Source organism: Sulfuritalea hydrogenivorans sk43H (genome assembly GCF_000828635.1).
Lineage (GTDB): Bacteria > Pseudomonadota > Gammaproteobacteria > Burkholderiales > Rhodocyclaceae > Sulfuritalea > Sulfuritalea hydrogenivorans.
In genome coordinates, this window is record NZ_AP012547.1 from 2,816,351 (window position 1) to 2,829,649 (window position 13,299).

The 13,299-nt window shown below is 62.6% G+C and carries 12 protein-coding genes and 1 tRNA gene; 9 read left to right on the plus strand and 4 right to left on the minus strand.

Features of this window, described 5'->3' with window-relative positions:
- Positions 1-26: 26 nt before the first annotated feature.
- From tgt to SUTH_RS13560, 4 genes are all read right to left on the minus strand, one after another.
- The gene (gene tgt / locus SUTH_RS13545) at positions 27-1,139 is read right to left on the minus strand and encodes a tRNA guanosine(34) transglycosylase Tgt (RefSeq protein WP_041099953.1); all 1,113 of its coding nucleotides are present in this window, start codon (positions 1,137-1,139) and stop codon (positions 27-29) included.
- Positions 1,136-2,161, minus strand: coding sequence for a tRNA preQ1(34) S-adenosylmethionine ribosyltransferase-isomerase QueA (gene queA, locus SUTH_RS13550; protein ID WP_041099955.1), 1,026 nt, complete (start codon positions 2,159-2,161; stop codon positions 1,136-1,138). Before queA ends, tgt begins: the two co-directional genes overlap by 4 nt.
- 126 nt (positions 2,162-2,287) lie before the next feature.
- Entirely contained in the window at positions 2,288-2,962 is a 675-nt protein-coding gene (locus SUTH_RS13555; protein ID WP_231851019.1) for a Crp/Fnr family transcriptional regulator, read from the minus strand.
- A 146-nt stretch (positions 2,963-3,108) separates the two neighbouring features.
- Positions 3,109-3,193 (minus strand) — tRNA-Leu (locus SUTH_RS13560).
- A 250-nt stretch (positions 3,194-3,443) separates the two neighbouring features.
- Here SUTH_RS13560 and SUTH_RS13565 point away from each other — a divergent pair.
- The 9 genes from SUTH_RS13565 (at position 3,444) to SUTH_RS13605 (ending at position 13,264) form a co-directional block, all read left to right on the plus strand.
- Positions 3,444-5,339 carry a potassium transporter Kup gene (locus SUTH_RS13565; protein ID WP_041099957.1) on the plus strand — a complete coding sequence of 632 codons (1,896 nt, stop codon included), beginning with the start codon at positions 3,444-3,446 and terminating at the stop codon, positions 5,337-5,339.
- A 151-nt stretch (positions 5,340-5,490) separates the two neighbouring features.
- Entirely contained in the window at positions 5,491-5,961 is a 471-nt protein-coding gene (gene soxY, locus SUTH_RS13570; RefSeq protein WP_041099959.1) for a thiosulfate oxidation carrier protein SoxY, read from the plus strand.
- Positions 5,962-5,988: 27 nt separating this feature from the next.
- A complete protein-coding gene (soxZ, locus tag SUTH_RS13575) occupies positions 5,989-6,300 on the plus strand; it encodes a thiosulfate oxidation carrier complex protein SoxZ (RefSeq protein WP_041099961.1) in 312 nt (103 codons plus the stop codon).
- 60 nt (positions 6,301-6,360) lie between these two features.
- The gene (gene soxA / locus SUTH_RS13580; protein WP_052473642.1) at positions 6,361-7,230 is read left to right on the plus strand and encodes a sulfur oxidation c-type cytochrome SoxA; all 870 of its coding nucleotides are present in this window, start codon (positions 6,361-6,363) and stop codon (positions 7,228-7,230) included.
- 13 nt (positions 7,231-7,243) lie between these two features.
- The gene (gene soxX, locus SUTH_RS13585; RefSeq protein WP_041099963.1) at positions 7,244-7,858 is read left to right on the plus strand and encodes a sulfur oxidation c-type cytochrome SoxX; all 615 of its coding nucleotides are present in this window, start codon (positions 7,244-7,246) and stop codon (positions 7,856-7,858) included.
- A gap of 140 nt (positions 7,859-7,998) precedes the next feature.
- A complete protein-coding gene (soxB, locus tag SUTH_RS13590; protein ID WP_041099965.1) occupies positions 7,999-9,717 on the plus strand; it encodes a thiosulfohydrolase SoxB in 1,719 nt (572 codons plus the stop codon).
- A gap of 46 nt (positions 9,718-9,763) precedes the next feature.
- Positions 9,764-11,305 (plus strand): efflux RND transporter periplasmic adaptor subunit, encoded by a 1,542-nt coding sequence (locus SUTH_RS13595; RefSeq protein ID WP_041099967.1) that lies wholly within the window; start codon positions 9,764-9,766, stop codon positions 11,303-11,305.
- Positions 11,306-11,318: 13 nt separating this feature from the next.
- Complete coding sequence (locus SUTH_RS13600) at positions 11,319-12,032, plus strand: ABC transporter ATP-binding protein (protein ID WP_041099969.1); 714 nt, start codon at positions 11,319-11,321, stop codon at positions 12,030-12,032.
- Positions 12,029-13,264 carry an ABC transporter permease gene (locus SUTH_RS13605; RefSeq protein ID WP_041099971.1) on the plus strand — a complete coding sequence of 412 codons (1,236 nt, stop codon included), beginning with the start codon at positions 12,029-12,031 and terminating at the stop codon, positions 13,262-13,264. The genes SUTH_RS13600 and SUTH_RS13605 overlap by 4 nt, the downstream gene beginning before the upstream one ends.
- The last annotated feature ends 35 nt before the right edge of the window (positions 13,265-13,299 follow it).

Genomic DNA, 13,299 nt, shown 5'->3' on the forward strand with positions numbered 1-13,299 from the left:
CAAGAGTATCGGAAATAAGGGGCGGATTATACCTGCTCGCCCGCCCGTCCCCGCTTAAAACGGAGGCAGAAGGCGGCAAAGTCGCCCTGCTCGATGGCGGCACGCATTTCGGCCATCAGTGTCTGGTAATAGAACAGGTTGTGGATGGTATTCAGCCGTGCACCGAGAATCTCGCCGACCCGATGCAGATGGTGCAGGTAGGCGCGGGTGAAATTGCGGCAGGTATGGCAGTCGCAGCTTTCATCCAGCGGCCGCGTGTCGGCCTTGTACTGGGCGTTCTTGATCTTGACGTCGCCATGGCGGGTAAACAGCCAGCCGTTCCTGGCATTGCGCGTCGGCATCACGCAGTCGAACATGTCGATGCCCTGCCCCACCGCATACACCAGGTCCTCCGGGGTGCCGACGCCCATCAGGTAACGCGGCTTGTCGGCCGGCAAGCGCGGCGCCGTGTGGGCGAGGATGCGCGACATTTCCTCCTTGGGCTCGCCCACCGAGAGGCCGCCGATGGCGAAACCGTCGAAGCCGATGTCGACCAGCGCCGCCAGCGATTCGTCGCGCAGCGCTTCGTGCATGCCGCCCTGGACGATGCCGAACAGGGCATTGGTGTTTTGCAGGCGATCGTGTTCGTCGCGCGAGCGTTGCGCCCAGCGCAGGCTGAGGCGCATCGACTCGGCGGCGGTCGACAGGTCCGCCGGGTAAGGCGTACATTCGTCAAAGATCATCACCACGTCGGAATTCAGCACATGCTGGATGCGCATCGACTCTTCCGGCGTCAGGAACAACCGGTCGCCGTTGATCGGCGAGGCGAACTTCACGCCTTCCTCGGTGATCTTGCGCAAGTCGCCCAGCGAGAACACCTGGAAGCCGCCCGAGTCGGTCAGGATAGGACCGTTCCAGCCCATGAAGCGATGCAGCCCGCCGTGTGCCGCGACCACTTCCAGCCCGGGCCGCAGCCAGAGATGAAAGGTGTTGCCGAGCACAATGGAGGCGCCGATGCCGACCAGTTCATCCGGCGACATCGCCTTGACCGTGCCATAGGTGCCGACCGGCATGAAAGTCGGCGTTGGCGCCACGCCGTGCGCCAGTGTCAGCGTTCCGCGCCGCGCCGCACCGTCGGTGGCGATCAGTTCGAAGTTCATGTCGACTTGCGATGCAGCAGCATGGCATCCCCGTAACTGAAAAAACGATAGCGCGCCGCAATCGCGTGGCGATAGGCGTCGCGGATTTCTTCCAGCCCGCCGAAGGCCGACACCAGCATCAGCAGGGTGGACTTGGAAAGATGGAAATTGGTGATCAGCAAATCCACCACACGAAACTTGAAACCGGGCGTGACGAACAGCGCCGTCTCGCCAGCGCCGACTTTCAGTTTCCCGTCCAGCGCGGCCGATTCCAGCACGCGCAAGGACGTGGTGCCGACCGCCACAATCCGTCCGCCGCGCGCCCTGGTCGCCGCAATCGCATCCGCCGTGGATTGCGGCAGCAGGTAGCGCTCGGTATGCATGCGATGCTCCGCCAGGTTCTCCACTCGCACCGGCTGGAAGGTTCCCGCGCCGACATGGAGCGTGACATACGCGACCTCGACCTGCTTTTCGCGCAGCTTTGCGAGCAAATCGTGATCGAAGTGCAGGCCGGCGGTGGGCGCCGCCACCGAGCCGGTCTCGCGCGCATACACCGTCTGGTAACGCAGTTCATCGGGAGCCTCTGCGGTGCGCTCGATATAGGGCGGCAACGGCAAGCGGCCATGCTGCTCGATCAATTCCGCGGCATCGCCCGCAAAGCGCAGTCGGTAGAACTCGCCTTCCCGTCCCAGCACTTCGACATCGAGAACATCCTCAAGCCGCAGGCGGCTGCCCGGCTGCGGCGACTTGCTGGCCCGCACCTGGGCCAGGACCACATCCGGCTCCAGCAGGCGCTCGACCAGGACCTCGACCTGCCCTCCGCTCTCCTTGCGTCCCAGCAGGCGGGCATGCAGCACCCGGCTGTCGTTCATCACCAGCAGATCGCCGGCACGCAGCCACTGCGGCAAATCGACAAACTGGCTGTCGGTGCGGCGCTCGCCGTCGACCACCAGCAAACGACTCGCCGAACGCTGCGGCAAGGGTGCCTGCGCAACCAGTTCCGGCGGCAGCGCGTAGTCGAAGTCGGCGAGGGTCAAGGGCATCGGGATGGCAGGAAGGATTTTGCGAATTGTTTGCTGCGAGTGGCGCGGCAAACGACAGCCGACTCGGCGAGCGGCGCGAATAGTAGCAGAGCCCTATCCCCGATCCGCCGCCCGGAACATTGCGACTCAGTTCGTCGCGGCGGCATCCCCATGCCGTCTGAACACCGCCAGATCGACCAGGATCAACTGGCCATCCGCCTCCTGGATCAGTCCCTGGGCCGTAAGATCGCGCATGACGCGACTGACCATCTCGCGCGAAGCGCCGATCATCTTGGCGATGTCCTGCTTGCTCATCTTGTGCATCACGACCAGGCGTCCATCCACGGTCTCCGCCGCTTCAAGCAACAGACGCGCAACGCGCCCATAGACGTCGAGCAGGGCCAGGCTCTCGATATTGCGGTCGGCCAGACGCAGGCGCTTGGTCAGATTGCGCATGATGAACAGCGACACGTCGGGATTTTCCACCAGGCACTGCTTGAAATCGGCCTTGCCGATCACCACGACTTCGCTGGCTTCGACCGCCAATACGGTCGCCGAACGTGGATGATCGTCGAGCACGCCCATTTCGCCGAACAGTTCCCCCGGCCCGAGCATGGAGAGGATGACCTCGCGCCCTTCGTCGTCGCTGATCTGCACCTTCAGGGCGCCCGACAGAACGAAGTAGATGTTGTCGGTACGATCGCCGGCGTGCAGCACCGCCGTATGCCGCGGAATGCTCCGCAGCGTGGCGACCCGGGTCAGGGGCTTGAGGCAGGCGTCATCGAGCATCTCGAAAATCGGCAGCGCCCGCAGGATCGTCAATGAAACTCCAGCATTCGGCGAAATCACAAAATACCCTCCGTGAGGACAGACATTGCGCACTGGGAGCCAAGTGTAATCCGGAATGCGGCGATTTCCCTGCCGCAGGCCGCGCCTGCTGCCTGTCCCATGCGGGTTGAGGGTGTTCTTGGTGCCGGGGGGGGAAGTCGAATCCCCATGCCTTGCGGCGGCGGTGTTTGAGACCGCTACGTCTACCGATTCCGTCACCCCGGCCAGGGATGTGGCAGCATTGGAGTGCGTGCTGCGCGAGGCGCGCATTATCCGACAAACTTGGCCGTCCCACAATCTCCCAGGCCAAGTCGGCTCACCGGCTTGCAACAATCCCGGCAGGGAATTCCCCCGTTTGCTCCGGACTACTTCCCGGGATGGTCTGCAAGACACTTTCCCAAGGCATGCGCCACTATGACTAAAGTTAGCCGATGGCAACATGCCGCGCCATTACCATTGGGTCTATAATCAATTTATGGTGCATAGCAACAATACCGTAGGTCCGTCAAAATCCAGCCTCGCCGCGATCTCCGTGGCGGCGATGGGCGTGGTTTATGGCGACATCGGCACCAGCCCGTTGTACACAATGAAGGAGGTTTTCAACGGCCCGCATGCCGTAGCGGTGTCGCCGGATAATCTTCTGGGCATTCTGTCGCTGATTTTCTGGGCACTGACCATCACGGTATCGCTCAAGTATGTAATGTTCATCACCCGCGCCGACAACCGCGGCGAAGGTGGCATCATGGCGCTGACTTCGCTTGCGATGCGCACCCGCGGCGCAGGCCCGGGCATGCTGTGGCTGATGTCGGTTCTGGGCATATTCGGCGCCGGGTTGTTTTACGGCGATGCCGTGATCACGCCCGCCATGTCGGTGCTCTCCGCGGTCGAGGGCCTCGAAGTCGCCACACCGATGTTCAAGCCGTACGTGGTGCCGATCACCATCGCGGTGCTCTGTGGCCTGTTCATCTTCCAGCCGCGAGGCACCGCAAGTGTGGGCGCCCTGTTTGGTCCCATCATGCTGTTCTGGTTCGGCACGCTGGGCGTGCTCGGCCTGTGGAACATCCTCAAGCACCCCGCTGTCATAGCCGCCATCAACCCCTGGTATGCAGTGCACTTTTTCCTGGAGAACCGTTCCCATGCGTATCTTGCGCTGGGTGCCGTGGTGCTGGCGATTACCGGAGGCGAAGCCCTGTATGCCGACATGGGCCATTTCGGCCGACGATCGATCAAGTGGGCCTGGCTCGGATATGTATTCCCCTGCCTTTACCTGAATTACCTCGGACAGGGTGCGTTGATTCTCGACAACCCGGCCGCCGTGAAAAACCCGTTCTTCATGCTGGTGCCGAATGAATTGCTTTATCCCATGGTCGGCCTGGCGACAGCCGCCACCGTCATCGCTTCGCAGGCAGTGATCTCGGGCGCATTCTCGCTCACCAGCCAGGCCATGCAGCTCGGCTATTGCCCGCGCGTCCAGGTCAAGTTCACTTCAGAACGCGAGAAAGGGCAGATCTACATCCCCAACATCAACTGGCTGCTGCTGCTGGCCGTGATCGTGCTGGTGCTCGGTTTCAAGTCGTCCTCGAATCTCGCCTCCGCGTATGGCATAGCGGTTACCCTGACCATGATGATCGATACCCTGCTGGCCTTCGTCGTGGTGCGTGCCCTGTGGAACTGGAACTGGCTGCAGGCCGGCCTCTTCCTGGCACTGTTCCTCGTCGTCGACTTTGCGTTCTTCTCCGCCAACCTGGTCAAAATCCTGGATGGCGGCTGGTTCCCGCTGGCCCTCGGCCTTGGCGTATTCACCCTGCTGGCAACCTGGAAGCGAGGCCGCACCCTGCTCTACGAAAGGCTTCAACAGGATTCCATCCCGCTCGACAGCTTCATCACCAGCTTGCAGTACGGCGGCCCGCATCGGGTGGAAGGCACCGGGATTTTCATGACCACGCGCCCCGACGGCGTGCCGCGGGCGATGCTGCACAATCTGCTGCACAACAAGGTGCTGCACCAGCGGGTCATCCTGCTCAACGTCAACATGGAGGACATTCCCCATGTTGACGACGCCGAGAGAATCGGTGTCGAACAACTCAGGGAAGGTTTTTATCGGGTCATCGTGAACTACGGCTTCAAGGACGATCCCAATGTTCCGCTGGCACTGGAGCAGTGCAGCAAGCATGGCATGGCGCCGATCGAGATGATGGAAACCTCCTTCTTCCTCGGTCGCGAAACCATTGTTCCCAACCGGGTGCCCGCCATGCCCTTGTGGCGACAGATCCTCTTCATGTGGATGTTCCGCAACGCGGGCACGGCCACCGACTTCTTCAAGCTGCCGACCAATCGTGTCGTTGAACTCGGCACGCAAGTCGAGCTCTGATCCGATCCCGGACTTGAATCAGGTCGGCTGATTTATGTATCACCTGAGATGATTTGCCAAGTGACACAAAGCACGGAACAATGCGCTATGCTTGCCTGCAATATATTCAGGCTTAAAGAGTAATCACGCGAAGACGAGAGGAGATTCACCCATGAACACAACCCGCAGAACGGTTCTCAAAGGCGCCACCGCCAGCAGCATACTGGCCGGTCTGATCGCCGCCGGCGCCCTGCGTCCGACACAAGTGCTGGCCGCCGAGTGGAACAAGGCGGCTTTTGAAGCAAAGGACACCGCAGGAGCGCTCAAGGGCATCGGTGCCGGCGCCGCGGCGGACAACAAGAATCTGATCCTCAAGGTTCCGGACATCGCCGAAAACGGAGCCGTGGTCCCGGTAGACGTTGTCAGCAATATTCCGAACACCACTTCGATCTCGATTCTGGTCGAGAAGAATCCGCAACCGCTTTCCGGCCACTTTGACTTTGCCAATGGCGCCTTGCCGGAAGTTTCGGCACGCCTCAAGATGGGTCAGACATCCCTGGTCAAGGCTGTCGCCAAAGCCGATGGCAAGTTCTATACAACCCAAAAAGAAGTCAAGGTCACTGCCGGCGGTTGCGGCGGCTGACAATACCAGAGAGAAAAGGAGCACACCATGGCAGATCCGATGAAGATTCGCGCGCAGTTGAAGGGCGATGTCGCAGAAATTCGTATCCTGATGAGCCACGCGATGGAAACCGGCCAGCGCAAAGATGCCGCCGGCAATACCGTGCCCGCTCATTTCATCCAGTCGATGACGGTTGCAGTCGGTGGCAAGATCGTCGTCGATGGTCAACTGGGCACTTCGATATCGCGCAACCCGGTCTTCGGATTCAAGATGAAGGGCGCCAAGGCTGGCGACAAGGTCGTCGTCAACTGGGTCGACAACAAAGGCGACAAGAGGACTGACGAAGCCGCCGTAGCCTGATCCGTCAATCACCACAAACCGGCAACCAAGACCGGTCGCGCGTACCCTGGAGGAGAGATCATGAAATATCGCATCGCACTGATGGCCGCGCTGGCCCTCGCCATGCTGCCGGCTTGGGCCCAGAGCAAGAAAGCCGCCGCCAAACCGCCTGCCGCAAAGGCAGCGCAGGCGCCAGCCGCGGAAGTGAAAGACGCGGCCACCCTTGAATTCGAGAAGTTTCGCGCCGAGATGGAGGACAGCAATCCGGCCGAGCTTTTTGAAATGAAGGGCGAGGAACAGTGGAAGAGCAAGCGCGGCCCGAAGAATGTGTCGCTGGCAGAAAGCTGCGACCTCGGCCTGGGCATCGGCAAGATCGAAGGCGCATACGTAAGGATGCCGCGCTACTTCGCCGACGCCGATGCCGTCATGGACGCCGAGCGCCGCATCGTCTGGTGCATGGTCGAAAAGCAGGGCTTCAAGTTCGACGACATCGCCAGCAAGCCGTTCGCCAATGCCAACTTCACGCCCGACATCACCAATCTGGTCACGTATGTCGCCGGCCATTCGCGCAACATGAAGCTCGATGTGCCGCTCAAGGACCCGAAGGTGCGCGAGGCTTACGAAATCGGCAAGGAGATTGCGGCCTACCGCGCCGGACCCTACGACTTTTCCTGCAACACCTGTCATGGCTCGGATGGCAAGCGCATCCGCATGCAGAACCTGCCCAACCTCAGCACCCCACAGGGCGCCTTGAAAGGCGTGCAGGGCTGGCCGGGCTACCGCATGACCGGCGGCGTGATGCTCACCCATCAGTGGCGCATGGGCGACTGCTTCCGCCAGCAACGCTTCCCCCAGCCGAAATATGCCTCCGACGCGGTGGCCTATCTGCTGACCTACATGATCGGCAACGCCAATGGCCAGGTTTACAAAGGCCCGGGCATCAAGCGCTAACAGGGAGACAGATATGACCAAGAAAATTCTTCTGGCCTTGCTGGCCGCCCCGCTACTCACCGCCGCCCTGCCGGCCTCCGCAGACGGCGACTATCGCACCAAGGCAATCGCGACCCTCAGGAAGGATTTCCAGCCCCGGGGCCAGGCTTCGCTCGACCGGCTTGCCGAGGATGGCTTGCAGACCGTGTGCAACCGCACCGGCAACAAGCCGCCCGAATATCTCGCCAAGCAGATGGAGGCGGACCAGTTGGCCGGTGTCAAGTTTCCGGCCGACGGCCAGCTGATGGGCGACTGGAAGGAAGGCGAGAAGCTGGCCCAGAGCGGCCGCGGTTTCACCTGGACCGACAACCCCGGCCTGCCGGTGGGCGGCAACTGCTACAACTGCCACCAGATCGCGCCGAAGGAAACCTCCTTCGGCACGGTCGGACCGAGCCTTTTCCGCTTCGGCAAGCTGCGCGGCAATACGCCGGACATGCAGAAATACGCCTATTCGAAAATCTACAATGCCAAGGCGTTCAACCTCTGCTCGGAAATGCCGCGCTTCGGCCATGCTGGCGCACTGGGCGAGAAGCAGATCAAGGATCTGGTCGCGTTGCTGCTCGATCCCGAATCGCCGGTTAACAAGTAACTCGCCCACCCCCGAAAGCCTGGCCCCGGCCAGGCTTTCTTTCTTGTGTCTCCGCTGCAAGCCGAGACGGTGCTTTGCACGCCGGGGTTTCCGCTTCGCGGCCCGGCGTCCCCTGATGGAATCATCTTGAGGAACCTGTCATGTCGTCGATGAATCGCCGCGAATTCCTGCAAATCCTGGCCGCGGCTTCCGCCGCCGGGTTTGCCCTCGATGCACGCTCGGTATGGGCCGCCGGCAAGGGCGACAGCCTTTACGAACTGAAGAAATTCGGCAATGTCCATCTGCTGCATTTCACCGATTGCCACGCCCAGCTGTTGCCCATCCATTTCCGCGAACCGAGCGTCAACCTCGGTATCGGCGGCGCACTGGGCAAGACTCCCCACCTGGTCGGAGAGCATCTGCTCAAAGCCTTCGGCATCAAGCCCGGCAGCATCGAAGCCCATGCCTTCACCTACCTGAACTTCGAAAATGCCGCAAAGACTTACGGCAAGGTTGGCGGCTTTGCGCATCTCGCCACGCTGGTCAAGCGCCTGCGCGCCGAACGTCCGAATGCGCTGCTGCTCGATGGCGGCGATACCTGGCAGGGTTCCGCGACCGCCTTGTGGACCAATGGCCAGGACATGGTCGACGCCTGCAAGCTGCTCGGCGTGGATGTCATGGCCGGCCACTGGGAGTTCACGCTGGGTCACAAGCGGGTACTGGAGATCGTTGAAAAGGATTTCAAGGGAAAGGTCGATTTCGTCGCGCAGAATATCAAGACCAGCGACTTCGGCGACCCGGTGTTCGCCCCGTACAGCATGCGCGACATGAACGGTGTCAAAGTTGCCGTGATCGGCCAGGCCTTTCCCTACACGCCCATCGCCAACCCGCGCTGGATGATGCCGGACTGGACCTTCGGCATCCAGGACGACAACATGCAGAAGACGGTCGACGAGGCCCGCGCCAAGGGCGCGCAGGTCGTCGTCGTGCTCTCGCACAACGGCATGGATGTGGACCTCAAGATGGCCAGCCGTGTCACCGGCATTGACGCCATCATGGGCGGCCATACCCATGACGGCGTGCCGCAGCCCGTGATCGTGAGGAACAATAGCGGGCAGACCCTGGTCACCAACGCCGGCTCGAACGGCAAGTTCCTCGGCGTGCTCGATTTCGATGTCAGGAACGGAAAAATTTCCGATTTCCGCTACAAGCTGCTGCCGGTGTTTTCCAAGCTGCTGCCGGCCGACGCGGAGATGGCTGCGCTGATCGACAAGGTCCGTGCCCCATACCGGGACAAGCTGGGCGAGAAACTGGCCGTCTCCGAAGGCCTGCTTTACCGGCGCGGCAACTTCAACGGCAGTTGGGACCAGCTGATTCTCGACGCCATCATGGAAGTGCAGGGCGCCGACATCGGCTTCTCGCCCGGCTTCCGCTGGGGCACCACCATTCTGCCGGGCCAGGCGATCACCTTCGAACACCTGATGGACCAGACCGCGATCACCTACCCGAGCGCGACGCTGACAGAAATGAGCGGCGAACAGATCAAGACCATTCTCGAAGATGTCGGCGACAACCTGTTCAATCCCGATCCCTATTACCAGCAGGGCGGCGACATGGTGCGCGTCGGCGGACTGCAATACACCTGCGCCCCCGACGCAAAAATGGGCAGCCGCATCACCGACATGCGCCTGAATGGCAAGCCGCTCGACGCAGGCAGGAAATACAAGGTCGCCGGCTGGGCCCCGGTGGCGGAGGGCGCCAAGGGCGAGCCGGTGTGGGATGTCGTGGCGCGCTACCTGCGCGACAAGAAGACCATCACGCCGCGCAAACTGAACCAGCCCAGGCTGACGGGGATGAAGGACAATCCCGGCATCGCGTAACACCCGGTTACAAGCCTCATGGAAGGGATCGTCTAGAATTACTTCCATGAAAACGTCCTCCCGCCTCGGGCTGGCTTTGCTGGCCCTGATCATTCTTGCCGCCGGTGGCTACGCGGCCTGGCGCAATTTCGGTACCGCCGGCGACGCGCCGAAGTTCAAGCTGGCCAAGGCCGAAAGCGGCCCGCTTACCGCCGTCGTTTCCGCCACCGGCACCCTGAACCCCGTGGTATCGGTGCAGGTCGGGTCGCAGGTCTCGGGGCAGATCAAGGAAATCCTGGTCGACTTCAACTCGCCGGTGAAGTCCGGCCAATTGATCGCGCGACTCGACCCGGAAACCTATCAGCACCGTGTGCGGCAGGCGGAAGCCGACGTAGATGCGGCACGCGCCGGTCAGGGCGTGCAGCAGGCGGAAGTGTCCCGCGCCCGCGCCAATTTATCCAACGCCCAGCGCGACTACGAGCGCAAGAAGACACTGGTGGAAAAAAACTTCATCTCCCCGGCCGAACGCGACACCGCGCAAAACACCCTGGATGCCGCACGCGCCGCCCTCGCCTCGGCCGAAGCGCAGGTACGCAACGGCGAAGCCGTCGTGCGCCAGCGCGAAGCCCAATTGGCAGCCGCCCGCGTCGATCTGCAACGCACGTCGATCACCGCGCCGGTAGACGGCATCGTGGTCAAGCGCAGCATCGAGCCGGGACAAACGGTGGCCGCAAGCCTGCAGGCGCCGGAACTGTTCGTCATTGCCAAGAACCTCACCGACATGCAGGTCGAAACCTCGATCGACGAGGCGGACGTAGGCCGGGTCAGGCTCGGACAAAAGGCCAGCTTCACGGTGGACGCCTTCGCCGGCCGCCATTTCGAGGGCGAGGTGCGGCAGGTGCGCAAGGCTGCAACCGTGGTGTCGAATGTCGTCACTTATACCGTGGTCATCTCGGCGGCAAACCCCGATCTCACCTTGCTGCCGGGGATGACGGCCAATGTGCGCATCATCACCGCGCAGAAGGACAAGACGCTGAAGGTACCCAACGCGGCGCTGCGTTTCCGTCCCGCCGGCACCGGCGACGAGAAAAAACCGGCCGCGACGACGCCGGCCGCCGTGTCCCCAGCGCCGACTTCCGGCAGCGGCTCGGGCGGTGGCGGCTTCAGCCAGTTGCGCGAGCGGCTGGTTGCCGAACTCAAGCTCGATGCCGACCAGCAGGGCAAGGTCGACGCCATCTTTGCCGGCATGCGCGACAAGTTCCGGGCGACACGCGACCTGCCGGAAGCAGAAAAATCCAGGGCCCAGGAACGCAATCGCGCCGAGATTCGCGAGAAGATTTCGGCAATCCTCACGCCGGAACAGAAGAAGCGCTACGACGAGCTGGCCAGCGAGGCCCAGGCCACGCGCTCCGGGCTCGGCGGCGGCAGCGGGAAGGTATGGATCATCGGTGAGGACGGCAAGGCGAAGGGCGTCGATGTGCGCCTCGGCCTCACCGACGGCAGCATGACCGAAATTGTTTCCGGCGACATCAAGGATGGCCAGGATGTCATCGTCGGACAGCAGGCCGTGGCGAAGGCTTCCGGCATGCCCGGTCCGCGCCTGTTCTAGGGGAATCATCGCCGTGAGCGAGCCGCTGATCCGGGTCGAGGGACTGGCCAAGGATTACATCATGGGCAGCAATGTGGTTGCCGCCCTGCGCGGCGTAACGCTCGACATCGCGGCCGGCGAGTTTGTCGCCGTCATGGGACCCTCGGGGTCCGGCAAATCCACCTTCATGAACCTGCTCGGCTGCCTCGATCATCCGAGCGCAGGCAGCTACTGGCTCGGCGGCCAGGAAGTCTCGGCGCTGTCGGGCGACGAACTGGCGGCGGTACGCAATCGCAGGCTCGGCTTCGTCTTCCAGCATTTCAACCTGCTGGCGCGCACCACGGCGCTCGACAACGTGGCGCTGCCGCTGCTCTATGGCGAGGTGCCGGCATCCGAGCGCTACCCGCGAGCGGAACGCCGCCTGACCCAGATCGGGCTGGCGGAACGCATGGACCATCATCCCTCGCAGTTGTCCGGCGGCCAGCAGCAGCGCGTCGCCATCGCCCGCGCGCTGGTGAATGACCCGCAACTGGTACTCGCGGACGAACCCACCGGCGCGCTGGATTCGCGCACCAGCATCGAGATCATGGCGCTGTTGCAGCAGCTCAACCGCGAGGGCATCACCATCGTGCTGGTGACCCACGAACACGACATCGCCGATTTCGCCGGGCGCATCATTTCCTTTCGCGACGGCAAGGTGGTCGAGGACCGCGCCAACGCGCCCAAGGACGCGGCGGCGGCACTATGAACTTCGCCGCCACCCTGCGCATCGCCCTGCTCGCCCTGCGCATCAACAAGCTGCGCTCGGCGCTGACCATGCTCGGCATCATCATCGGCGTCGCCGCCGTGATCGTCATGATCGCCGTCGGCAATGGCGCCCAGGCACGCGTGGAAGACCAGATCCGCAGCCTCGGCTCGAACATCATCATGGTGCTCTCCGGCTCGATGACGTCGGGCGGCGCCCGTGGCGGCAGCGGTTCGCAGCCGACCATCACCGAGGACGACGCCTATGCGCTGAACCGCGAGATCGACGAGATTCAGGCCGCCGCACCGTCGCTGCGCGGTACCGGACAGGTGGTGGTAAGCAACACCAACTGGTCGACGGTCTTCTATGGCACCTCACCCGAGTACCTGGAGGTACGCGAATGGGCAGTGGTCGAAGGCCGCAGGTTCGAGCAGGCGGAAATCAACGGCGCCGGCAAGGTGGCCCTGCTCGGCCAGACGGTGGCGAAGAACCTGTTCGGCGAAGCCAGCCCGATCGACCAGGTGGTGCGCATCAACAAGGTGCCGCTGACGATCATCGGCCTGCTCGATCGCAAGGGCCAGAACATGATGGGCCAGGACCAGGATGACATCATCCTGATGCCGATCAGCACCGCCAGGAAGCGCGTGCTCGGCTCCAGTCGTTTTGCCGCAGGCCGCAACGTGGGGTCGATCATGGTCAAGGTGAAGGATGGCGCCAACATGACTGAAGCCGAAGCGCGCATGCGCGAGCTGCTGCGCCAGCGCCATCGCCTGCAAAGCGGCCAGGACGACGACTTTTATGTGCGCAACCTGTCGGAGATCCTCCAGGCGCAGGAAGCCTCGTCGAAAGTGATGTCGCTGCTGCTGGCGGCAGTTGCTTCGGTATCCCTGCTGGTCGGCGGCATCGGCATCATGAACATCATGCTGGTCTCGGTCACCGAGCGCACGCGGGAAATCGGCCTGCGCATGGCCGTCGGTGCCCGTTCCCGCGACATCCTGACCCAGTTTCTGGTCGAGGCGGTCACGCTGTCCCTGATCGGCGGCGCCGTCGGCATCCTGCTCGGCGTCGGCGGGGCAACGGCGATTGCCGAACTTGCCGGCTGGCGCACCGAACTATCCGGCAGCTCGATCGTGCTTGCCGCCGGCTTCGCCGGTGCGATAGGCATATTTTTCGGATACTACCCGGCAAAGAAAGCATCGCGCCTGCTGCCCATCGAGGCGCTGCGCTACGAGTGACAAAGAGCAGGTATCTGTAATAAAAACCGGAGCGA

Coding starts and splice junctions, on each gene's coding strand:
- SUTH_RS13595 (WP_041099967.1), top strand. CDS start 9,764: ATGAAAACGTCCTCCCGCCTCGGGCTGGCTTTGCTGGCCCTGATCATT.
- soxX (WP_041099963.1), top strand. CDS start 7,244: ATGACCAAGAAAATTCTTCTGGCCTTGCTGGCCGCCCCGCTACTCACC.
- tgt (WP_041099953.1), bottom strand. CDS start 1,139: ATGAACTTCGAACTGATCGCCACCGACGGTGCGGCGCGGCGCGGAACG.
- soxB (WP_041099965.1), top strand. CDS start 7,999: ATGTCGTCGATGAATCGCCGCGAATTCCTGCAAATCCTGGCCGCGGCT.
- soxY (WP_041099959.1), top strand. CDS start 5,491: ATGAACACAACCCGCAGAACGGTTCTCAAAGGCGCCACCGCCAGCAGC.
- soxZ (WP_041099961.1), top strand. CDS start 5,989: ATGGCAGATCCGATGAAGATTCGCGCGCAGTTGAAGGGCGATGTCGCA.
- soxA (WP_052473642.1), top strand. CDS start 6,361: ATGAAATATCGCATCGCACTGATGGCCGCGCTGGCCCTCGCCATGCTG.
- SUTH_RS13565 (WP_041099957.1), top strand. CDS start 3,444: ATGGTGCATAGCAACAATACCGTAGGTCCGTCAAAATCCAGCCTCGCC.
- SUTH_RS13605 (WP_041099971.1), top strand. CDS start 12,029: ATGAACTTCGCCGCCACCCTGCGCATCGCCCTGCTCGCCCTGCGCATC.
- queA (WP_041099955.1), bottom strand. CDS start 2,161: ATGCCCTTGACCCTCGCCGACTTCGACTACGCGCTGCCGCCGGAACTG.